We start from the raw sequence: 21963 nt of genomic DNA on the forward strand, positions 1-21963 counted from the left end.
CCGGCATGGCAGCAGCCGCTGAACCGTGCATCCGCCGCATCCGCATTCCCCCAGGCCACTGAGAACCGTAAGGTGAACAGCATGTCGATCACGATTCACACCGCCGCGCTCGCGCACATCGATCCGGCCGAGTCCATCGCGTTCTATCGCGATGCGCTGGGGTTCGAGGTGCGCGGCGATGTCGGAAGCGGGACCATGCGCTGGGTCACCGTGGGGAACCCGGACCAGCCGGACGTCTCGATCCTCCTCGCCCCGCCGGCGACCGACCCCGGCGTGACCGAGGAGGAGCGTCGTATGATCTCCGAGATGATGGCGAAGGGCACGTACGGATGGATCCTGCTGTCCACCGATGATCTTGAGGCGGCCTTCGAGCGGGCGGTGTCCGCGGGCGCCGAAGTGGTGCAGGAGCCCGTCGACCAACCGTATGGTGCACGCGACTGCGCCTTCCGCGACCCGGCCGGCAACCTCGTGAGGATTCAACAGAAGCGATGAGCATCCATGCCGCAGACACGCACGACAGCATCCGGGTCGCCGGCGCCAGGGAGAACAACCTCAAGGACGTGAGCGTCGTCCTTCCCAAGCGTCGCCTGACCGTCTTCACCGGTGTCTCAGGATCGGGGAAGAGCTCGCTGGTCTTCGACACGATCGCCGCGGAGTCGCGGCGTCTGATCGACGAGACCTACAGCGCCTTCGTGCAGGGGTTCATGCCGTCCGTTCCCCGCCCGGACGTGGACGTGTTGGAGGGTCTGACGACGGCGATCATCGTCGGGCAGGAGCGCCTCGGCGCCAACCCGCGCTCCACGGTCGGAACGGTGACGGATGCCAACGCCATGCTGCGCATCCTGTTCTCGAGGCTCGGCACGCCGTACATCGGCGGACCCACGGCGTTCTCCTTCAACATCCCGACGCAGAAGGCCAGCGGTGTGATGACCGGCCCCCATGGCGAGCGGAAGATCGTCAAGGACGCCGTGTACCTGGGCGGCATGTGTCCGCGGTGCGAGGGCAGGGGAGTGGTGTCCGACATCGACCTGTCCCAGGTCGTCGATGAGACGAGATCGCTGTACGACGGGGCGATCCTGGTCCCCGGCTACACGGCCGACGGCTGGATGGTCAAGCAGTTCGCCGCGTCGGGCTTCTACCCGCCGGATCGTCCCATCTCGGAATTCACCGACCGGCAGCGCCACATGTTCCTGTACGGCGAGGTCACGAAGATCAAGCTCAACGGGATCAACGTCACCTACGAGGGGCTCATCCCGAAGATCACGAAGTCGATGCTGTCGAAGGACCTCGACGCGCTGCAGCCGCACATCCGACGCTTCGTGGAGCGGGTCGCCACGTTCGCCACCTGTCCGGACTGCGATGGGACGCGGTTGACGGCGGGGGCTCGCTCCTCGAAGATCGCGGGGGTCAGCATCGCCGACGCCTGCCGGATGCAGGTCACCGACCTCGCGGAATGGGTGCGCGGGCTTGAACAGGACGGCTCTGCACCGCTGCTGGCGGCGCTGCGTACGAATCTGGACGCGTTCGTGACGCTGGGGCTCGGGTACCTGAGCCTGGAGCGGCCGTCGGGGACCCTGAGCGGGGGAGAGGCCCAGCGGATCAAGCTCCTCCGCCATCTGGGTTCTGCGCTCACAGATGTCACCTACGTGTTCGACGAGCCGACGATCGGTCTGCACCCGCACGACATCCAGCGCATGAACGGACTGCTGCAGGAGCTGCGCGACAAGGGGAACACGGTGCTGGTCGTCGAGCACAAGCCGGAGACGATCGCGATCGCGGATCATGTCGTCGACCTCGGACCGGGCGCGGGCGGGGCCGGGGGAGAGATCTGCTTCGAGGGGACGGTCGCGGACCTGCGATCCAGCGACACGCTCACCGGACGCCACCTCGGCGACAGGGCTTCCCTGAAGGAGTCCGTGCGCGTGCCGACCGGCGTCATCGAGGTTCGCGGCGCGACCACGAACAACCTCAAGCACGTTGACGTGGACATCCCCACGGGTGTGCTCACGGTCGTCACCGGCGTGGCAGGATCGGGGAAGAGCTCGCTGATCCACGGCTCGGTGTCCGCCCGCGAGGGCGTCGTGTCGATCGATCAGAGTCCCATCAAGGGATCACGCCGCAGCAACCCCGCGACGTACACAGGGCTGCTGGACCCGATCCGCAAGGCGTTCGCGAAGGCCAACGGCGTCAAGCCCGCGCTGTTCAGCGCCAACTCCGAGGGCGCCTGCCCCACCTGCAAGGGCGCCGGCGTGATCGTCACCGAGCTCGGGTTCATGGACACCATCGAGACGCCGTGCGAGGACTGCGGTGGCAAGCGCTTCCAGGCCGGCGTCCTCGAGTACCGGCTCGCGGGTCTCGACATCACCCAGGTGCTGGACCTCTCGGTCTCGGCGGCGCGGGAGTTCTTCTCCGCGGGCGAGGCGAGGCTGCCCGCGGCCGTTGCGATCCTCACCCGTCTGGAGGAGGTCGGGTTGGGCTACATGTCCCTCGGACAGCCCCTCTCGACGCTGTCGGGCGGCGAGCGTCAGCGTGTGCGGCTCGCGATCCAGATGGGGGAGAAAGGCGATGTGTACGTGCTCGATGAGCCGACCACGGGGCTGCATCTTGCGGATGTGAAGCAGATCCTCGGCCTGCTGGACCGCCTGGTGGATGCCGGCAGGACCGTCATCGTCATCGAGCACCATCAGGCCGTCATGGCCCATGCGGACTGGATCATCGACATCGGTCCCGGCGCCGGACACGATGGCGGCGCCGTCGTGTTCGAAGGCACGCCGGCCGAGTTGGTCGCGTCGGCCGCCACGCTGACCGGACAGCACCTGGCGGTGTACGTCGGGGGCAGGCAGTAGGTTCTGGGGTCCGATGATCCGTCACCGGCCGTCCTGGGCACGACGGTGCGTATCGGAAGGAGGTAACGCCGATAATGCACATTATGTCAACACGCGTGAAGGAACGCTCCCCGGCACCGCGTGGCGAAGGGCTCAGCCCACGTGTTCGCGCGTCGTCCAGGGGACGTCGTCGACGCAGAGGCCATCGTCCGTCTGCCGGTACAGGACATCGCCGGGGAAACTGTCGCCGACCGAAGCGCCTAGCGGCAGCAGTTCGATGTTGATGCTCCACTGCGCCCACGGAATGTCCTGCTCGGCGGCGGCCGCGCCGGTCCGCTCCGGCTCTCCCGCCCCGCGTCCCGACCAATCCGCCGGGGCGCCGAGGTCCACGTCGGCACCGTCGCAGATGAGCTCGGTGGTGCCATCGGCGGAGAGGTCGTCGATGAGGTCCTCGGTGATCCGGATCACCTCGGCGCCGTCGGCGCCCCAGACGACCGTGTCGATGAGCGCGCACCCGGGCAGTGCCAAGATGCACAGCGCCGTCAGCCCGGCCAGGGTGAATCCACGAGATCCCGTCATGCCCTGAGGTTAACAGGCGCTGTCGGCGCTCTTCCGCTTCCTCGGCGGGTTCTCAGCTCGCGGACGGGTTCGTGCTCCTGCGCAGGCCGCTGCACCGTCGGTCGGGCACTAGTCTGGATGGAGTGACCGCCACTGATCCGAACCGTTCATCTCCCGGCTGGCGCGCTTGGCTGATCTGGATCGTCGCGGTCGCCGCGTACGTCCTCGCGATCGTCAATCGCAGCTCGCTGAGCGCGGTCGGCGTCGACGCGGCGGGACGGTTCCATGCGGACGCCGCGACGCTGTCCTTGTTCGCCGTCGTGCAGCTCGCCGTGTACGGCGGAATGCAGATCCCGATCGGGGTGCTGCTGGACCGCTACGGCTCCCGCCCCATCATGGTCATCGGCATGCTGCTGATGAGCGTCGGACAGCTTGTGATGGCCCTCTCCCCCAGCATCGGCGTCGCGATCGTCGCCCGCATGCTGCTGGGCGCGGGCGACGCTGCCGTCTTCCCCGCCGTGGTGCGCCTGGTGGCCACATGGTTTCCCGCGCAGCGCGGCCCCATCATGGTGCAGCTCACGGGAATCGCCGGGCAGAGCGGACAACTGGTGGCGCTGCTCCCCCTCGCCGCGCTCCTGCACTCCACGACGTGGACGATCACCTTCGGCAGCGTCGCAGGACTCGGAGTGCTGTTCGCGATCCTCGTGTGGGCGATCATCCGCAACCGTCCGCCCGAGCACGCCGAGGACGTCTCCGTCAACACCGAGACGGGCGTCATCCGCGTCGTGACGTCCTCCATCGACACGGGCGTGGGCATCCGGGCCGCGTGGGCGCACCCTGGCACACGGTTGGCGTTCTGGTCGCATTTCACGACACCGTTCGCAGGAACGGCCTTCCTGCTGCTGTGGGGTATGCCTTACCTGACCGAGGGCGAGGGGCTCTCGGCCGCTGCCGCGGCGAGCCTGGTCTCCTTGAACGTCCTGGTGGCGATGCTTCTCGGCCCCGTCCTCGGCGAACTCTCCCGTCGTGTTCCCACGCGGCGTTCGCTGGCCCTGGTGATCCCGAGCATCGGAGTGCAGGTGCTGGGCTGGTTGCTGGTGATCTTCTGGCCGGGCGCCGCGCCGCTGTGGCTTCTCGTGGTGCTCGTCGTCTGCCTGGGGGCAGGCGGCCCCGCGTCGATGATCGCGTTCGACCACGCTCGCACCCACAACCCCGCCCATCGGCTCAGCACCGCCACCGGCGTCACGAACTCGGGCGGGTTCCTCGCGGCGCTCACCGCGATCTTCCTGATCGGCCTCGCTCTCGACCTGCAGGGCGCCGGCACGCCGTCGACGTACTCGATGGGTGCATTCAGATGGGCGTTCCTCACGCAGCTTCCGCTGTGGGCGCTGGGCACCACGATGATCATCATCGAGCGCAAGCACACCCGCATCCGCATCGGCCTCGACCCCGAGCGGCGTCGCCGCGCCTGAGCCGTCGGGTGGAGCCATCCGACGGCTCAGCCCCGTGGAGTCCATCCGAACGGTCGCGGCATTCCGCGGGCACCGCGCTCCAGATCCTCCCCTGCGGACCAGCCCTGGGCGGCGTCGACCGTGTCGAACCCGCCGCGCGCCAGCCGCATGCCGACGTCGTCATGGTGCATGCGCGGGCCTCCCCCGCGTCGCACCGACGCGCGGACGCTGAAGGCCTCATCCTCGAACCCTCCCCCGCGGAACACCCGGTAATCGTCGTACCGGGCCGGATCGAGCAGGTCCCAGCACCACTCCCACACGTTCCCGAGCGTGTCGAACAGTCCGTTCAGGTTGGGAAGTTTCCCGCCCACATCCTGCGGCTCCGACACCCCGTCCAGCGCCGTCCAGGCGATCTCCGTCAGCGGCCCGTAGTGCGGGCCGGTCGATCCCGCCCTGCAGGCGAACTCCCACTCGGCTTCCGTCGGCAGGCGGTAGCCGTCGCTGTCGACATGCCAGGTCACCTCTTCACCGTCGAACGAGTACGCCGGATCGTGTCCCTCCCACTCCGAGGCGGCGTTGCAGAACCGGATCGCCCGCAGCCAACTCAGATCACGGGCCGGACGCCGCGGATGACGCGCGGGGACGCCCAGCAACTCGGCGAACAGCTCCTCCGTGACCGGGTACACGCCGATCTCGAACGACTCCAGCTCCACCGTCCAGCGACGACCGCGCCGGGCGTCGTGCAGGTGCACCGAACCGGCAGGAATCCGTCGCATCTCCGTGAGGTCCACGCGGTCACCCCGTCACGGCATCCGGCCGGAGATCCTGCCCCTCGCCGCCCGGCGGTGCAGTCGGAACCTCCACGTCGAAGACGCGCATGAAGAACTGACACAGGGGGCCCACCAGCAGTGCGAACGCGAGAGTGCCCACGCCGACATCACCCCCGAGCAGCCAGCCGATCAGCACCACCGTGACCTCGAGCGCCGTGCGGACCACCCAGATGGGGCGACCCGTCACGGTGTGCAGGCCGGTCATCAGTCCGTCACGCGGACCGGGGCCGAAGCGCGCGCCGATGTACAGCCCGGTCGCCGCCGCCAGGATGGTCAGTCCGACCGCGAAGAAGAGGATGCGCACCCACAGCGCGTCCACGACCGGGATCAGCAGGAAGCCCACGTCCGCGGCCGGGCCGACCAGCAGCGCGTTGAGAACGGTGCCGATACCGAGTCTCTGCCGCAGCGGGATCCACATCAGCAGGACGATTCCGCTGACGATCACGGTGATGGTCCCGAACGTCAGCGGGATGTGCGTGGCGATGCCCTGGGAGAGCACGTCCCACGGTGCCGCACCGATGACCCCGCGGATGATGAACGCGATCCCGATGCCGTACAGGAACAGCCCGATCAGCAGCTGCGGCACCCGCCGCCGCAGTCTGCGCCCTCGCATCCGGCTCATCGTGGGCTCAGCTCGGCCCAGTCCGCGAGTTTCGCCGCTCGACCGTCGCCGGATGACGTGCGGGTGATCCGTCGTCTGATCCACGGGCCCACGAACCGGCGATAGTACGCCAGCCCGCGGGGCCCGACCGGCGCGCTCGTCGGGGCCGTCCACCACGCGGCCGGGGGCTCGAGACCGAGAGCGTCCAGCACGCGTGCGGCCACGCGATGGTGCCCGAAGGCGTTCATGTGCAGGCGGTCCTCCGACCAGTATGCGGGCCGGGAGAGCTCCGCATCCGGCCAGTTCAGCGCGCGGACGACGTCGGGACGCCCCTCGATCCTGCGGAGCACGGCGTCCGACAGCAGATCTCCACGACGCTGCACCAGCCCTCCCAGCGGCAGACGCGCACTCGGATTCGCACCGGAGAGCACGATCAACCGCACGCCCTCCTCATCGCAGCGTCTCAGCACCCGCGTGAACGCATCGGCGATGTGCTCGACGTCCACGCCGGGCCGGAGCATGTCATTGCCGCCGCCGTTGAAGGACAGATGCGTCGGCCTCAGGGCGAGGGCGGGCTCCAGCTGCTGCTCGACGATCGGCCAGGCCAGACGCCCGCGGATGGCGAGGTTCGCGTAATGCACCGGTTGCCCGGTGGCATCCGCCCAGCCCTGTGCGGCGATGTCCGCCCAGCCGCGCACCGTGCCGTCGGGACGCTCGTCGCCGACTCCCTCGGTGAACGAGTCCCCTATCGCGACGAAGCGCACATGCGTCATGCGTCCAGCCTATGACCGCCGCGGCCGTGGAAGAGTGTCAGCGGTCATCGAGAGCCGCTCCGCGCCGGTCCACGAGACCCCAGGCCGTTGCCGTCGCGATGGCGAAGAAGGCCGAGAACACGACGAAGGCGAGCGGCGCGCCGCCCTGCGCGAGCAGGACGGGGACGGCCAGCGGGGCGACGATGGAGGCGATCCGGCCGACCGCCGCCGCCCACCCCGCCCCCGTGGCGCGCAACGAGGTCGGATAGATCTCCGGCGTCACGGCGTACAAGGCACCCCATGCGCCCAGATTGAAGAACGACAGGGCCATGCCCGTGATGATGATCGTCGCCTCGCTGTCGGCGATCCCGAACAGGACGGCCGAGACCGCAGAGCCGGCGAGGAAGACCGACAGGGTCAGACGCCTGCCCCACACTTCGATGAGCCACGCCGCCGCGGCATAGCCGGGCAGCTGGGCGAGGGTGATCAGCAGAGTGAAGCCGAACGACTTGACCAGATCGTAGCCGGCGCTGAAGAGGATGCTCGGGATCCAGATGAACGCACCGTAGTAGGCGAAGTTCACGCAGAACCATACCGCCCACACGCTCAGTGTGCGCAGCCGGAACTCCGGTGCCCACAGCGCACGCAGCCGCGCCGAGGACGTCAGCGCGAGAGCGGGGAGCGCGGACTGCGCACGCGGCTGGAGCGGACGCCCCAGAACTGCTCGCGTCTCGAGCGATTTGACGATGCGCTCCGCCTGTGCGAGCCGCCCCCGTGATGCCAGCCAACGGGGCGATTCCGGAAGGCCCCAGCGCACGATGATCGCATAGACGGCGGGCACGGCGCCCAGAGCGAACGCCCAGCGCCAGCCGACGTCGGACACCGGTACCACGAGATACCCGATGACTGCCGCCGCCGTCCACCCGATCGCCCAGAAGGCCTCCAGGATGACGATGAGGCGGCCGCGGATCGCCGCCGGCGCGAACTCGCTCACGTACGTCGAGGCGACGGGCAGCTCGGCGCCCAGCCCCAGGCCCACGAAGAAGCGGAAGACGAGGAGCATGGCCACTCCGCCGACCAGAGCGCTGGCGCCTGTCGCGATGCCGTAGACGAGCAGCGTCAGGGCGAACACCTGCCGTCGGCCGAGGCGGTCGGCCAGCAGGCCGCCGACGCCTGCGCCGATGGCCATGCCGATGAAGCCGATCGAGGCGATCCACCCCGCTTCCTCGGGCGTGAGATGCCACTGCTGCGCGAGCACGGCGATGATGAACGAGATGAGCCCGACGTCCATGGCGTCCAGTGCCCACCCGACGCCGGACCCGGTCAGCACGCGCAGGTGCGATCTGGTGAACGGCAGCGCATCCAGACGTGCGGCGAGTGTTGAACTGCTCGAGAGCGTCGGTCCTGACATGCTCTCATGCTAGGACCGCGTGCGGACGGTGGGCTCCCGCATGACGACGGCGCGACGCGCCGTCGGCCGTCGCCGCCGGCTCAGCCCAGCAGAGCCCCTCGCAGAGTGTCCAGGCCCACGCCGCCGAGGTCGAGCGCACGCTTGTGGAACTCCTTGAACGTGAAGGCGTCGCCCTCGCGCTCTCGTACGCCGTCGCGCACCTGCTCCCAGATCCGCTGCCCGACCTTGTAGGAGGGAGCCTGCCCGGGCCACCCGAGGTATCGGTTGACCTCGAAGCGACGGAACTCGTCCGACATGTTCACGTTGCGTCGCATCATCTCCAGCGCGTAGTCGTGGTCCCACACGCCGTCGCCGTCCAGGCGGGGCTTGCCGAGGTGCACGCCGATGTCGAGCACGACGCGCAGGGCGCGCATGCGCTGACCGTCGAGCATACCCAGGCGATCGGCCGGGTCGTCGAGGTAGCCCAGCTGCTCCATGAGACGCTCGGCGTACAGAGCCCATCCCTCGGCATGACCGGAGGTGCCCGCCAGCACGCGTCGCCAGGTGTTCAGCTCGGCACGGTTGTAGGTGGCCTGGGCGATCTGCAGGTGGTGACCGGGAACACCCTCGTGGTAGACGGTGGTCAGCTCGCGCCAGGTGTCGAACTCGGTGACGCCCTCGGGCACCGACCACCACATCCTCCCGGGCCGGGAGAAGTCGTCGGTGGGCCCGGTGTAGTAGATCCCGCCCTCCTGAGTGGGGGCGATCATGCACTCCAGCTCGCGGATCTGCTCCGGGATGTCGAAGTGGGTCGCCCCCAGATCGGCGATCGCCCTGTCGCTGGTCTCCTGCATCCACCGCTGCAGCTCCTGCGTGCCGTGCAGCTTGCGCGACGGGTCCGCCTCCAGATGGGCGACGGCCTCGGCAACGCTCGCACCGGGCAGGATCTCCTCGGCGATGGAGTTCTGCTCCGAGATCATCCGGTCGAGCTCCTCGCGGCCCCACTCGTACGTCTCGTCCAGATCGATCGTCGCGCCGAGGAATCGTCGGGAGTTCAGCGCGTAGAGCTCGCGGCCCACGGCGTCCTCCGCAGACGCGCTGGCCGCCAGCTCCCCGATGAGGAACGCGCGCAGCCGGTCGTACGCGACGCGCGCAGCGGCGGAGCGATCCGCGAGGTCCTTCGCGAGCGAGGCCGGCAGCTCTCCGTCCTCCGGGGCGGCATCGGCGACGAACGAGGCGAAGAATCCGTCGTCGGCCGTGTACCGGGAGATCTGCGTCGCGACTTCGAGAACCTGGCGTCGCGCAGGGACGACGCCTTCACGGACGCCCTCCCGCAGCGTGCGCGTGTAACCGGTGAGCGCCGCAGGGACGGCGGCGAGTCGTCGCGATATCACCGCCCAGTCGTCGGCGTCCGCCGTCGGCATCAGGTCGAACGCCTGCCGGATGTCCTGCGGCGCGGAGGCGATCACGTTCAGATCGCGAAGATGCCAGCGGGCGTCGTGCAGTTCGAGGTGCAGTCGCAGCTCCGCGGACAGGTCGGTCTTCGTGACCTCGTCGACGGGATCGGCCGGTTCGAGCGCGTTCAGCTCCGCGAGCGCACGTCGTGCGGCGGCCGCCGATTCCTCGTGCCCTTCGGGGCTGAGGTCGTCGAGCATGCCGTTGACCTCATTGCGGCCGATGTAGGTGCCCAGCACGGGCGACAGTTCGACGAGCGTGTCCACCCAGCGTTCAGCGACACGATCGATCGCCGACGGGGTGCGCGGTTCAGCAGCCATGGGGTCGAGCCTAGTGCGCCGCCTCGTTCCAGTCCCGGCCACGCCCGACCTGCACATCCAGGGGGACGCTGAGCTCCGCCGCATCCGACATCCGGGTGCGCACGATCGCCTCCACGGCATCCCACTCCCCCGGTGCGATCTCGACGAGGAGCTCGTCGTGGATCTGCAGCAGCACGCGCGATGCGTGCCCGCCCTCTCTCAGGTCGGAGTGGATGCGGAACAGTGCGAGCTTCATGATGTCGGCCGCGCTCCCCTGGATGGGAGCGTTCAGTGCGGCCCGCTCGGCGTTCTCCCGCAGCACCCGGTTCGGGCTGGTGAGATCGGGGAAGGGTCGACGTCGCCCGAAGATGGTCTCGGTGTAGCCGTCCTCCTTGGCCTGCAGCACGGACGCGCGCAGATAGTCGCGCACCGCGCCGAACCGGGCGAAATACTCCATCATCAGCTGCTTGGCCTCAGCCTGAGGGATCCGAAGCTGCTTGCTCAGACCGAACGCGCTGAGTCCGTACACCAGTCCGTACGACATGGCCTTGACCTTCGTGCGCATCTGCGCCGTGACGTCCTGAGGCTCCACCCCGAAGACCTGCGAGCCCACGAAGCGATGCAGGTCCTCCCCCGCGTTGAACGCCTCGATGAGACCGGCATCGCCGGATAGGTGCGCCATGATGCGCATCTCGATCTGCGAGTAGTCCGCCGTCAGCAGCGTCTCATAACCCTCCCCCACCTGGAAGGCGCTGCGGATGCGACGGGATTCCTCGGTGCGCACCGGGATGTTCTGCAGGTTGGGGTCCGTGCTGGACAGGCGCCCGGTCTGACTGCCGGTCTGCACGTAGGTGGTGTGGATGCGCTGGTTGTCGTCGATCGTCGCGTCCAGCGTTTCGATGATCTGCCGGAGCTTGGTGGCCTCGCGGTGCTGCAGCAGGAGATCGAGGAACGGATGCGGATTGGTCTCCTGCAGATCGGCCAGCACGGCGGCATCCGTCGAATATCCCGTCTTGGTCTTGCGGGTCTTCGGCAGCCGGAGGTCTTCGAACAGCACCTCCTGCAGCTGTTTCGGCGAGCCGAGGTTGAACTCCCGGCCGACCAGGGCGAACGCATCGGCGGCGATGGCGTCGGTGCGCTGGAGCAGCTCGCCGGAGAACGCGCTGAGGACGTCATGGGAGACGGCGATGCCGGCGACTTCCATGTCGGCGAGGGCGGCCAGCGTGGGCAGTTCGATGTCGATGAGCACCGAGGCGACGGGACCGGGCATGCTCTCCCGGATCGCGGCGGCGGTGCGCAGCGTGAACCACGCCTCCTGCGAGGGCGTCGCCCCCTCGTCCTCGGGCACCAGCTGGGTGGGATCGGCCTCGGGGAGCTTCTCGTCGAGGTAGCGGGCGACGAGGTGTGCGAGCGTCTTGTCCGGGAAGCTCGGCCGGATCAGCCAACCCGCCAGCAGGGTGTCGTAGGCCAGTCCGCCGAGCCGGATGCCGTCACGAAGCAGTGCCTTGACGGCGGGCTTGGCGTCGTTCATCACCTTCGGCGCTCTCGACTCCAGCCAGGGTCCCAGCGCGGCGGCGGCCGCATCGTCCCAGTCGCACTCGCGCAGTTCCGACGCCGTCGCGACCCCGATGCGGGTGGGCGATGTTCCGGACAGGACGAGGGTGAGACCGATCTCGCCCTCCTGCGCGGCGAGCCACGTCGCCAGCTGGTCCGCGGGGGCCTCGACGGGTTCGGGAACCTGAATCGCCGGCGCCTCGTGCACGGCCTCGTCGGCCGCGCCCACTGCGTCGAACACTCGAGGCAGCAGGGTGCGGAACTCCAGCCGCGCGAAGATGTCCCGCAGTGCCGCCGCATCGATCGGCGCGACGGCCAGGTCGTCCGGGCCCAGCGGCAGCTCCACGTCGTCGAGCAGGCGATTGAGTCGGCGATTGCGGCGGACGTCGTCGAGGTGCTCGCGCAGGTTCCCGCCGACGACGCCCTTGATCTCATCGGCGCGCGCGAGGATCTCGTCCAGCGTGCCGAACCGGGCGAGCCACTTGACTGCCGTCTTCTCCCCCACCTTGGGCACGCCGGGGAGATTGTCGCTGGTCTCACCGACGAGCGCCGCGACGTCGGGGTACTGCTCCGGCCGGACGCCGTAACGCTCCTGGACGGCCGCCGGATCATAACGCTTCAGCTGCGACACGCCCTGCACCGACGGGTACAGCAGCGTCACCCGATCGTTGACGAGCTGGATGCTGTCGCGGTCGCCGGAGACCACGAGGACGTCGTAGCCCTTCGCGGAGCCCTGCGCGGCGAGCGTCGCGAGGATGTCATCGGCCTCGATGCCCTCCTTCGTCAGCACCGGGATGGACATGGCCGTCAGGCAGTCCTGAAGCAGTGGGATCTGGCCGCGGAACTCCTGCGGCGTCTCCGAGCGAGTGGCCTTGTACTCGGGATACTCGTCGGTACGGAACGAGTGCCGCGAGGTGTCGAAGGCGATCGCGAGATGCGTCGGCTTCTCCGCCTTGATGAGGTTGACGAGCATCGACAGGAATCCGTAGATGGCGTTCGTGTGCTGCCCGTCCCTGGTCGTGAAGTTCTCGACCGGCAGGGCGAAGAACGCCCGGTATGCGAGCGAATGGCCGTCGACGACCATGAGAGTAGGCTTTTCGGAGTCCGTCACGGTGCAAGCCTAACGAGAGTGACGGACACCTGCCGAGGAGGATGTGTGGCGGATCAGGTGCAGTCGGCGATCCCCGAGTGGATCACCGAGTACGGCATGGGGGCGCTGGCGGAGAAGATGGGCATCGTCTTCACCGAGTTCACCGTCGAGCGATGCGTGGCCACCATGCCCGTCGAGGGCAACACGCAGCCTGTCGGCCTGCTCCACGGCGGCGCACATGTGGTGCTGGGTGAGTCCCTCGGCTCCGTGGCGGCAGCACTTCACGCCGGGCCCGGTCGTGTCGCGCTGGGGGTGGACATCAACGCCACGCACACCCGGTCCGTGTCCTCCGGAGTCGTCACGGGCGTGTGCACGCCGCTGCATCTGGGTCGGAGCATGACCGTGCACGAGATCGTCGTGAGCGACGAGCAGGGCAGACGCTGCTCGACCATCCGCATCACGAACACGATCCGCGACATCCCCGCCTGAGGCGAATGGACATCGAGGGCTCGGATGCCGTGCATCCGAGCCCTCGGGAGTCGGAACGGGGCCGGTCGGGTCAGCGCGTGGTGTCGACCGGCCGTGGTCTCACTTCTTCGGTGCGAGCTGCTCGATGATGGCCTTCGCGACGTCCTGCATGGTCAGACGCCGGTCCATCGACGCCTTCTGGATCCAACGGAACGCCTCCGGCTCGGTCAGGCCCATCTTCTCGTTGAGCAGTCCCTTGGCACGGTCGACGAGCTTGCGGGTCTCGAAACGCTCGACCATGTCCGAGACCTCGGCCTCGAGCGTGATGATCTGCTCGTGTCGCGCCAGGGCGATCTCGATCGCCGGGAGCAGGTCGTTGGGGGTGAACGGCTTGACGACGTACGCCAGTGCCCCTGCTTCACTGGCGCGCTCGACGAGCTCCTTCTGGCTGAACGCGGTCAGCAGCACGACGGGGGCGATGTTCGCCTTGTGCAGCCGCTCGGCGGCGCTGATGCCGTCGAGCTGCGGCATCTTCACGTCCATGACCACCAGATCGGGACGGAGCTCGGTCGCCAGTTGCACCGCGGTCTCGCCGTCACCGGCCTCCCCCACGACGTCGAAGCCGTTGTCGCGCAGGATCTCGACGATGTCGAGTCGGATCAGCGACTCGTCCTCGGCGACGACGACTCGTCGCGGCGGGACGGATGCCGTGGACTGCTCAGCCTGTTCTTCTGTCACGGATACATACTATCGGGGTCGATCCTGCTTCGAGTCCGATGCTTCGCAATGCGGGCTTCGCCCGCGGTTCGAGTCCCTCTCCATGGGAATGCGTGGGGGACGACACCCTCCGGGCGCCGTCCCCCACGCATGTGCCGGCGGTGGGACTCGAACCCACACGCCCTCTCGGACAGAGCATTTTGAGTGCTCCGCGTCTGCCATTCCGCCACGCCGGCCCGGATCGACCCTACCGCATCCGCGGTGCCGGGCCGAGCGCGTCGGTCCGGCACCGCAGGGTCCCCTGCCCGGACGCGATCGAGGGGCGGGCCGTGCGGGCCCGCCCCTCGATCGCGCTTCTCAGACGCCGCTCTTGTACACCGGCGCCGCCCCGCCGACGGCATCCCCGACCTTGTGGACGCGGATGTCGTTGGTGGAGCCCACGATCCCCGGAGGAGATCCGGAGATGACGACCACCCGGTCGCCCTCCTGCGCCAGACCGGTGCGGAGCAGGTACTCGTCCACCTGGTGGAACATACTGTCGGTGTGCTGCACCATGTCGACCAGCGTCGAGCTGATGCCCCAGGTCAGCGCCATGCGACGGCGGATGCCGGGCTCGGGCGTGAACGCCAGCATGGGAATCCGTGAGCGCAGACGCGAGAGCCTGCGGGCGGAGTCACCGGATTGCGTGAACACACACAGGAACTTCGCCTCGACGAACTCCGCGACCTCCAGGGCCGCGAGCGTGATGGCGCCGCCCTGGGTGCGCGGCCTGTTCGTCAGCGGGGAGATCCGCTCCAGACCGTGCTCCTCGGTGGACTCGATGATGCGCGCCATGGTTTCGACCACCACGACCGGGTATTCCCCCACGCTGGTCTCGCCCGACAGCATCACGGCATCCGCACCATCGAGGACGGCGTTGGCGACATCGGACGTCTCCGCGCGGGTGGGCACGGGACTCGAGATCATCGACTCGAGCATCTGCGTGGCGACGATGACGGGCTTGGCCATCCGGCGCGCCAGCTCGACAGCGCGCTTCTGCACGATGGGCACGGCCTCGAGCGGCAGCTCGACGCCCAGGTCCCCGCGAGCGACCATGATGCCGTCGAACGCGTCGACGATCTCCTCCAGTGCCTCCACGGCCTGGGGCTTCTCGATCTTGGCGATGACGGGCACGCGGACGCCCTCCTCCGCCATGATCTCGTGCACCCGATCCACATCGGCGGCGTTGCGCACGAAGGAGAGCGCGATGAGGTCGGCCCCCGTGCGAAGCCCCCAGCGCAGGTCCGCCTCGTCCTTCTCGCTCAGAGCGGGGACGTTGACGGCGACACCGGGCAGGTTGATGCCCTTGTTGTTGGACACGGCACCGGCGACGACCACACGGGTGGTGACGACCGTGCCGTCGGTGTCCACGACCTGGACGCGCACTTTGCCATCGTCGATGAGCAGGAAGTCACCGGGCTTGACGTCCTGAGGAAGGCCCTTGAACGTCGTGCCGCAGATCTCCCGGTTTCCGGTGATCTCCTCCGTGGTGATCTTGAAGATGTCGCCGACGGCGAGCTCGTACGGGCCGTCCTCGAACCTGCCCAGGCGGATCTTCGGCCCCTGCAGGTCGACCAGCACCGCCACGGCGCGCCCCGCATCGTCGGCCGCGCGGCGCACGTTCGCGTAGTTCGCGTCGTGCACCGCGTAATCGCCATGACTGAGGTTGAGCCGGGCCACGTCGACGCCGGCCTCGATCAATGCACGGACCGTTTCATAGGTCGAGGTCGCAGGCCCGAGCGTGGCCACCATCTTCGCGCGTCTCAACGGCATCTCCAGGGTGGGAAGGGTGAAGGGGGGATTCGGCGATGTCGCCGCGACCAGCCTACGCGGGCCGGACACGGAGTGCGACATCCGTTGCAGAGACCGGGGCGGGCAGCGAGGTCGAGCCTCGCAGGTCGCGGTCGATCGTCGCCGCGGCAGCACGGCCCTCCGCGATGGCCCACACGATCAGGGATTGTCCGCGGCCGGCATCGCCGGCGACGTACACGCCCGGCTGCGTGGATGCGAAACGGCCGTCGCGGCGGTACAGGCCGCGGCGCCCGGTCACCGGCGCGTCCGTGCCGAGGACGTCCGCGTCGGGCCCCGTGAAGCCCATCGCGATCAGGACCAGATCGGCGGGGATCTCCCGCTCGGTGCCGCTGCGCGGCACCCGTCGTCCGTCGACGAAGCTCGTCTCGGCCACGCGCAGTGCGCGGAGCGCACCGTGCTCGTCGGCGAGGAACTCCACGGTGGAGGCGAGGTACGTCCGTTCGCCGCCCTCCTCGTGCGAGGACTGCACCTCGAAAAGGTTCGGATGCGTGGGCCAGGGCTGCTGCTCGGTGCGCTCGTCGGCGGGTCTGCGACCGATGGCGAGGTTGGTGACGCTCAGCGCACCCTGCCGGTGAGCGGTGCCGATGCAGTCCGATCCGGTGTCGCCGCCGCCGATGACGACGACATGCTTCCCCGCGGCGCTGATCTGCTCCGGGACCTCGTCGCCGGCGACCACACGATTGGCCTGCACGAGGTACTCCATCGCGAAGTGCACCCCCGGCAGGTCACGGCCGGGGATCGGCAGGTCGCGCGGCTCGGTCGCGCCCGTCGCGACGAGCACGGCGTCGTAACGGGCGCGCAGCTCGGCCCACGACATGTCCGTGCCGATCTCGACGCCGGTGCGGAAGCGCGTGCCCTCGGCCTCCATCTGCGCGACGCGTCCGTCGACGAGATGCTTCTCCATCTTGAAGTCCGGGATGCCGTAGCGCAGCAGCCCGCCGATGCGGTCGTCGCGCTCGTACACGACGACGGTGTGCCCGGCGCGGGTGAGCTGCTGAGCGGCCGCGAGTCCCGCCGGCCCGGACCCGACCACGGCCACCGTCCGACCGGTGAGGCGCTGCGGGGGCTGCGGCTGCACCCAGCCGTTGTCGATGGCGTCGTCGGCGATGGTCTGCTCGATGCGCTTGATCGTGACAGGAGGCTGGTTGATCCCCAGCACACAGGCGCTCTCGCACGGCGCCGGGCACAGCCGCCCGGTGAACTCCGGGAAGTTGTTGGTGGCGTGCAGCCTGTCACTGGCCGCGCGGCCCTCGCCGCGCCAGGTCAGGTCGTTCCATTCCGGAATGAGATTGCCCAGCGGGCACCCGGAGTGGCAGAACGGCACGCCGCAGTCCATGCAGCGGCCGGACTGCCGGTGCAGCATGTCGTGGTCGGTCGGTTCGTACACCTCCTCCCAGTCCATGATCCGCACGGGAACCGGCCGGCGCGCGGGCAGTTCACGCTCCGTCGTCTTCAGAAAACCCTTGTGATCAGCCACGGGTCACCTCCAGGATCCGGTTCCAGACACCCTCACCGTCAGGGTCCTCCCCGACGGCCTCCGCCTCTCGACGGATCTCCTGCACGGCCGCGTAGTCGCGCGGCAGCACCTTGACGAACGCGGCGCGGAGACCCGCCACATCGGCCAGCAGCTCGGATGCCAGCGGCGAGCCGGTCCGTTCGACATGCTCGGTCAGCAGACGCCGCAGCAGCGCCACGTCGTCATCGTCCGGCTCGAGGAGCCGGAGCTCTCCCGATGCCAGCGCATCCGCGTTGACCTGCGATTCCCGCAGGCCCTGCACGTACGCGACGCCCCCCGACATGCCGGCACCCAGGTTGCGTCCAGCACGGCCCAGCAGCACCGCGGTGCCACCGGTCATGTACTCCAGTGCGTGGTCGCCCACGCCCTCCACCACGGCGGTGGCGCCGGAGTTGCGCACGAGGAAGCGCTCCCCGACGATTCCCGAGATGAACAGGCTGCCGCCCGTCGCACCGTAACCGATGACATTGCCCGCGATGACATTGCGATGCGGAGCGAAGACGGCTCCGCGGGGCGGTCGGATCGCGATGTCTCCGCCGGAGAGGCCCTTCCCGACATAGTCGTTGGCATCGCCCTCCAGGCGCAGCGAGATGCCGGCGGGCAGGAAGGCGCCCAACGACTGTCCCGCCGTTCCGCGCAGCGTGATGTCGATCGTCTCCCTCGGCAGCCCTGTGGCACCGTGGGCGGTCGTGACGTGATGGCCGAGCATCGTGCCCACCGCGCGGTCGGTGTTTCGGATGGGAAGGTCGATCCGCACCGGCTCGCCGTGATCGAGGGCGTCGCCGCAGAGCGCGATGAGCGCCGAATCGAAGTGCTTGCCCAGCTCATGATCCTGGCCGCGCACGCTCTTGCGCGGTTCCCCGGCGGGGAACGCGGGGCCATGCAGGATCGGAGAGAGGTCGAGGCCGGCGGCCTTCCACTGATGCACGGCCGCGTCCACGCGCAGCAGGTCGGTCCGACCGATGACCTCGTCGAGACTGCGGAAGCCCAGCGCGGCGAGATGCTCTCTGACCTCCTCGGCGATGAACTCCATGAAGTTGACGACGAACTCGGGCCTGCCCGTGAACCTCGACCGCAGCAGCGGGTTCTGCGTCGCGACGCCCACGGGGCAGGTGTCCAGGTGGCAGACCCGCATCATGATGCAGCCGCTGACCACGAGGGGCGTCGTGGCGAAGCCGAACTCCTCCGCACCCAGCAGCGCGCCGATGATGACGTCGCGGCCGGTCTTGAGCTGGCCGTCGACCTGCACCACGACACGGTCGCGCATGCCGTTGAGCATGAGCGTCTGCTGCGTCTCCGCCAGTCCCAGCTCCCACGGTGTGCCCGCGTGCTTGAGCGAGTTCAGCGGGCTCGCCCCTGTGCCGCCGTCGTGGCCCGCGACGAGGATGACGTCGCTGAGCGCCTTGGCGACACCCGCGGCGACGGCACCGATGCCGGACTGGCTGACCAGCTTGGTGTGGATCCGCGCCTTCGGGTTGGCCCGCTTGAGGTCGTAGATGAGCTGCTTGAGGTCCTCGATCGAGTAGATGTCATGATGCGGCGGGGGCGAGATCAGCCCCACCCCGGGTGTGGCGTGACGGGTCCTGGCCACCCACGGGTACACCTTCTGCGGAGGCAGCTGGCCGCCCTCCCCCGGCTTGGCGCCCTGAGCCAGCTTGATCTGGAGGTCCGTGGCCTCGGTGAGGTACTGGCTCGTGACGCCGAACCGTCCCGACGCGACCTGCTTGATGGCGCTGCGACGACGCGGGTCGACGAGCCGGTCGGGATCCTCGCCGCCCTCGCCGGTGTTGGACTTGGCGCCCAGGCTGTTCATGGCGACGGCGAGCGTCTCGTGCGCCTCCTGGGAGATGGAGCCGTAGCTCATCGCCCCGGTGGAGAAGCGCTTGACGATCGCGCTGACCGGCTCGACCTCGTCCAATGGCACGGGCGGACGCTCTCCGGTGCGCAGTTCGAACAGTCCGCGCAGGGTCTTCAGCTCCTTCGACTGGTCGTCGACGAGCCGGGTGTACTCCCGGAAGATGTCGTACCGGCGCGTGCGCGTGGAATGCTGCAGCCGGAACACGGTGTCGGGGTTGAACAGGTGCGGAGGCCCGTCGCGACGCCACTGGTACTCGCCGCCGGTCCACAGCCGCTCATGCGCGCGGGCGGCGGAGTCCTCCGGATAGGCGAAGTCGTGGCGGGCCTGGTTCTCCGCGAAGACGTCCTCGATGCCGATGCCGCCCAGACGCGTCAGGGTGCCCGTGAAGTACGCGTCGACCAACTCCTGGCTGAGCCCGACGGCCTCGAACACCTGCGCGCCCGCATAGGAGGACACGGTGGAGATCCCCATCTTGGACATGATCTTCAGCACACCCTTGCCGAGTGCATGGATCACGTTGTGCACGGCCTGATCAGCGGAGATCCCGGTGATCCAGCCGGTGCGCACGAGGTGCTCGACGGTCTCCATGGCGAGGTACGGGTTGACGGCGGATGCGCCGTACCCGATGAGCGTCGCGACGTGGTGCACCTCGCGCACGTCGCCGGCCTCGACCACGAGACCCACCTTCATCCTGTTCTCCCGGCGGATCAGGTGGTGGTGCACGGCGGCGACCATGAGCAGCGACGGGATCGGGACCAGATCCTTGTTGGAGTCCCGGTCGGAGAGGATCAGCAGCTCGGCGCCGCGCTCGATGGCGGCATCCGCCTCCTCGCACATCTGCGCGAGGCGCTCCTGCAGCGTGTGCGGCCCTGCGTCGAAGTGATACAGACCGCGGATGGTGGCACTGGAGCGACCGGGCAGGGCCCGATCGATGTGCCGGAGCTTCGCCAGCTCGTCGTTGTCGATCACCGGGAAGTCCAGACTCACGGTGCGTGCGTGCTCGGGCCCCCAGTCCAGCAGGTTCCGCTCGGGGCCGAGTCCCAGGCGCAGGCTCGTGACGACCTCCTCGCGGATGGCGTCCAGCGGCGGGTTGGTCACCTGCGCGAACTGCTGGACGAAGTAGTCGAACAGCAGGCGGGGGCGCTCGCTCAGCGCGGCGATCGGGGTGTCGGTGCCCATCGCCCCGAGCGGCTCCGCGCCGTGCTGCCCCATGGGCGTGAGCAGGATGCGGACCTCCTCCTCGGTATAGCCGAACGTGCGCTGACGGCGCGTGATGGAGGCCTCCGGATGCACGATGTGCTCCCGCTCGGGCAGATCCGCCAGGCGCACGGCGCCCTCGTCGAGCCATTCCTGCCAGGGATGCAGGGATGCCAGGTCGCGCTTGACCTCCTCGTCCTCGATGATGCGGTGCTGCGCGGTGTCGACGAGGAACATGCGTCCGGGACGCAGGCGTCCGCGTCGCTTGATGCGTTCGGGGGCGAAGTCCAGGACTCCGGTCTCGCTGCCGATGACGACGAGTCCGTCGGTGGTCTCCGTCCACCGTCCGGGACGCAGCCCGTTGCGGTCCAGGGTGGCGCCCACCTGCACGCCGTCGGTGAAGATCAGCGCGGCGGGGCCGTCCCAGGGCTCCATCTGCGCGGCATGGTATTCGTAGAAGGCACGCAGATCGGGATCCAGATCTCGCTGCTTCTCCCACGCCTCCGGCACCATCATCATGACCGCGTGAGGCAGGCTGCGTCCGGTGAGCGTGAGCAGTTCCAGCACCTCGTCGAAGGATGCCGAGTCGCTCGCCCCCTCGGTGCAGATCGGCAGCAGCGGGGTGATGTCCCCGAGGAGTTCGGACTCCAGCTGCGACTGGCGTGCGCGCATCCAGTTCCGGTTCCCGCTGACGGTGTTGATCTCGCCGTTGTGCGCGACCATCCGCAGAGGCTGGGCCAACGGCCAGGACGGGAACGTGTTGGTCGAGTACCGGGAGTGCACCACGGCCAGCTCCGAGACGAACCGCTCGTCCTGGAGATCGGGGTAGAACGGCTCCAGCTGCAGCGTCGTCACCATGCCCTTGTAGCAGAGGGTGCGCGCGGACAGTGAGACGAAGTAGGCGCCCAGCTCGTGGCCGGCTCTCTTGCGCAGTCGATACGCGAGGCGCTCCAGGGTGAGGCCGGAGGCCCCGCCGCGGGCGGCGACGAACAGCTGCTCGAACGCCGGGCGCACCTCGTCGGCGAGCCTGCCGAGATGTTCGTTGGCGGTGGGGACCTCGCGCCAGCCGAGGACGCTGAGGCCCTCGTCCGCGGCGATGCGCTCGATCCCGGCCTTCTGCTCGCGGCGGGCGCTCGACTCCCGGGGGAGGAACGCGAGGCCTGCGGCGTACTCGCCGAGCGGGGGAAGCGCGAAGTCGGTGACCGACCGGAGGAACGCGTCCGGCATCTGCGTGAGGATGCCGGCGCCATCGCCGGTGCCGGCGTCCGAGCCGATGGCACCGCGGTGTTCCAGGTTGCGCAGTGCCTGAAGCGCCAGCGCGATGATGTCGTGGCCTGGTTCCCCGCGAAGCGTCGCGACCATGGCCAGGCCGCAGGCGTCCTTCTCGAAGGCGGGGTTGTAGAGCCCCTGCTCAGGGGGGTATGCGCCGGAGGCGCCATAGGGAGGCTGGAAGTACACCAGTCACCGTCCTCAGTGTCGAGTGAAACCGGGGACAGCGCTGGCCCGCTCGTTCAGTGTGAATGGATCACAACGCTGCGGGACGCCGAGAGT

At 68.8% G+C, this 21963-nt stretch carries 15 protein-coding genes and 1 tRNA gene; 4 read left to right on the forward strand and 12 right to left on the reverse strand.

The window, feature by feature from the left end; translation table 11 throughout:
- Positions 1–81: 81 nt before the first annotated feature.
- Positions 82–492, forward strand: a complete 411-nt coding sequence (locus ABD770_RS12675; RefSeq protein WP_344820035.1) for a VOC family protein — start codon at positions 82–84, stop codon at positions 490–492.
- Positions 489–2846, forward strand: a complete 2358-nt coding sequence (locus tag ABD770_RS12680) for an ATP-binding cassette domain-containing protein (RefSeq protein ID WP_344820036.1) — start codon at positions 489–491, stop codon at positions 2844–2846. The genes ABD770_RS12675 and ABD770_RS12680 overlap by 4 nt, the downstream gene beginning before the upstream one ends.
- Positions 2847–2978: 132 nt before the next feature.
- Here ABD770_RS12680 and ABD770_RS12685 read toward each other — a convergent pair whose 3' ends face one another.
- Positions 2979–3404: a hypothetical protein gene (locus ABD770_RS12685; RefSeq protein ID WP_344820037.1), complete on the reverse strand. Its 426-nt coding sequence runs from the start codon at positions 3402–3404 to the stop codon at positions 2979–2981.
- A 122-nt stretch (positions 3405–3526) separates the two neighbouring features.
- On the opposite strand from ABD770_RS12685, the gene ABD770_RS12690 reads away from it, so the two are divergent.
- Complete coding sequence (locus ABD770_RS12690) at positions 3527–4855, forward strand: MFS transporter (RefSeq protein ID WP_344820038.1); 1329 nt, start codon at positions 3527–3529, stop codon at positions 4853–4855.
- Positions 4856–4881: 26 nt separating this feature from the next.
- Here the strand turns inward: ABD770_RS12690 and ABD770_RS12695 are convergent, their stop codons facing one another.
- The 6 genes from ABD770_RS12695 to polA all read right to left on the reverse strand — a co-directional run bounded on the left by ABD770_RS12695 (position 4882) and on the right by polA (position 12826).
- Positions 4882–5610 (reverse strand): formylglycine-generating enzyme family protein, encoded by a 729-nt coding sequence (locus ABD770_RS12695; RefSeq protein ID WP_344820436.1) that lies wholly within the window; start codon positions 5608–5610, stop codon positions 4882–4884.
- 19 nt (positions 5611–5629) lie between these two features.
- Positions 5630–6277: a membrane protein YczE gene (yczE, locus tag ABD770_RS12700; protein WP_344820039.1), complete on the reverse strand. Its 648-nt coding sequence runs from the start codon at positions 6275–6277 to the stop codon at positions 5630–5632.
- Between the two features lie 5 nt (positions 6278–6282).
- A complete protein-coding gene (locus tag ABD770_RS12705; protein ID WP_344820040.1) occupies positions 6283–7038 on the reverse strand; it encodes an SGNH/GDSL hydrolase family protein in 756 nt (251 codons plus the stop codon).
- A gap of 37 nt (positions 7039–7075) precedes the next feature.
- Positions 7076–8428: an MFS transporter gene (locus tag ABD770_RS12710; RefSeq protein WP_344820041.1), complete on the reverse strand. Its 1353-nt coding sequence runs from the start codon at positions 8426–8428 to the stop codon at positions 7076–7078.
- A gap of 80 nt (positions 8429–8508) precedes the next feature.
- Positions 8509–10182, reverse strand: a complete 1674-nt coding sequence (locus ABD770_RS12715) for a DUF885 domain-containing protein (protein WP_344820042.1) — start codon at positions 10180–10182, stop codon at positions 8509–8511.
- A 10-nt stretch (positions 10183–10192) separates the two neighbouring features.
- Positions 10193–12826, reverse strand: coding sequence for a DNA polymerase I (polA, locus tag ABD770_RS12720; RefSeq protein WP_344820043.1), 2634 nt, complete (start codon positions 12824–12826; stop codon positions 10193–10195).
- A gap of 96 nt (positions 12827–12922) precedes the next feature.
- On the opposite strand from polA, the gene ABD770_RS12725 reads away from it, so the two are divergent.
- Complete coding sequence (locus ABD770_RS12725) at positions 12923–13294, forward strand: hotdog fold thioesterase (RefSeq protein ID WP_344820437.1); 372 nt, start codon at positions 12923–12925, stop codon at positions 13292–13294.
- Between the two features lie 99 nt (positions 13295–13393).
- Here the strand turns inward: ABD770_RS12725 and ABD770_RS12730 are convergent, their stop codons facing one another.
- From ABD770_RS12730 to gltB, 5 genes are all read right to left on the reverse strand, one after another.
- Entirely contained in the window at positions 13394–14011 is a 618-nt protein-coding gene (locus ABD770_RS12730) for an ANTAR domain-containing response regulator (protein ID WP_344820044.1), read from the reverse strand.
- Positions 14012–14143: 132 nt separating this feature from the next.
- Positions 14144–14226 (reverse strand) — tRNA-Leu (locus ABD770_RS12735).
- 121 nt (positions 14227–14347) lie between these two features.
- Positions 14348–15796 (reverse strand): pyruvate kinase, encoded by a 1449-nt coding sequence (pyk, locus tag ABD770_RS12740; RefSeq protein WP_344820438.1) that lies wholly within the window; start codon positions 15794–15796, stop codon positions 14348–14350.
- 58 nt (positions 15797–15854) lie between these two features.
- Positions 15855–17318: a glutamate synthase subunit beta gene (locus ABD770_RS12745; protein WP_344820045.1), complete on the reverse strand. Its 1464-nt coding sequence runs from the start codon at positions 17316–17318 to the stop codon at positions 15855–15857.
- Positions 17311–21870, reverse strand: coding sequence for a glutamate synthase large subunit (gene gltB, locus ABD770_RS12750; RefSeq protein ID WP_344820046.1), 4560 nt, complete (start codon positions 21868–21870; stop codon positions 17311–17313). The genes ABD770_RS12745 and gltB overlap by 8 nt, the downstream gene beginning before the upstream one ends.
- Positions 21871–21963 lie beyond the last annotated feature (93 nt).

The sequence above is a fragment of the Microbacterium soli genome (assembly GCF_039539005.1).
Classification (GTDB): domain Bacteria; phylum Actinomycetota; class Actinomycetes; order Actinomycetales; family Microbacteriaceae; genus Microbacterium; species Microbacterium soli.

What these genes read in the sequence shown, in the direction of transcription:
- ABD770_RS12675 (WP_344820035.1), top strand. Translation starts at nt 82, where the DNA reads ATGTCGATCACGATTCACACCGCCGCGCTCGCGCACATCGATCCGGCC.
- ABD770_RS12680 (WP_344820036.1), top strand. Translation starts at nt 489, where the DNA reads ATGAGCATCCATGCCGCAGACACGCACGACAGCATCCGGGTCGCCGGC.
- ABD770_RS12685 (WP_344820037.1), bottom strand. Translation starts at nt 3,404, where the DNA reads ATGACGGGATCTCGTGGATTCACCCTGGCCGGGCTGACGGCGCTGTGC.
- ABD770_RS12695 (WP_344820436.1), bottom strand. Translation starts at nt 5,610, where the DNA reads ATGCGACGGATTCCTGCCGGTTCGGTGCACCTGCACGACGCCCGGCGC.
- yczE (WP_344820039.1), bottom strand. Translation starts at nt 6,277, where the DNA reads ATGCGAGGGCGCAGACTGCGGCGGCGGGTGCCGCAGCTGCTGATCGGG.
- ABD770_RS12705 (WP_344820040.1), bottom strand. Translation starts at nt 7,038, where the DNA reads ATGACGCATGTGCGCTTCGTCGCGATAGGGGACTCGTTCACCGAGGGA.
- ABD770_RS12710 (WP_344820041.1), bottom strand. Translation starts at nt 8,428, where the DNA reads ATGTCAGGACCGACGCTCTCGAGCAGTTCAACACTCGCCGCACGTCTG.
- ABD770_RS12715 (WP_344820042.1), bottom strand. Translation starts at nt 10,182, where the DNA reads ATGGCTGCTGAACCGCGCACCCCGTCGGCGATCGATCGTGTCGCTGAA.
- ABD770_RS12725 (WP_344820437.1), top strand. Translation starts at nt 12,923, where the DNA reads ATGGGGGCGCTGGCGGAGAAGATGGGCATCGTCTTCACCGAGTTCACC.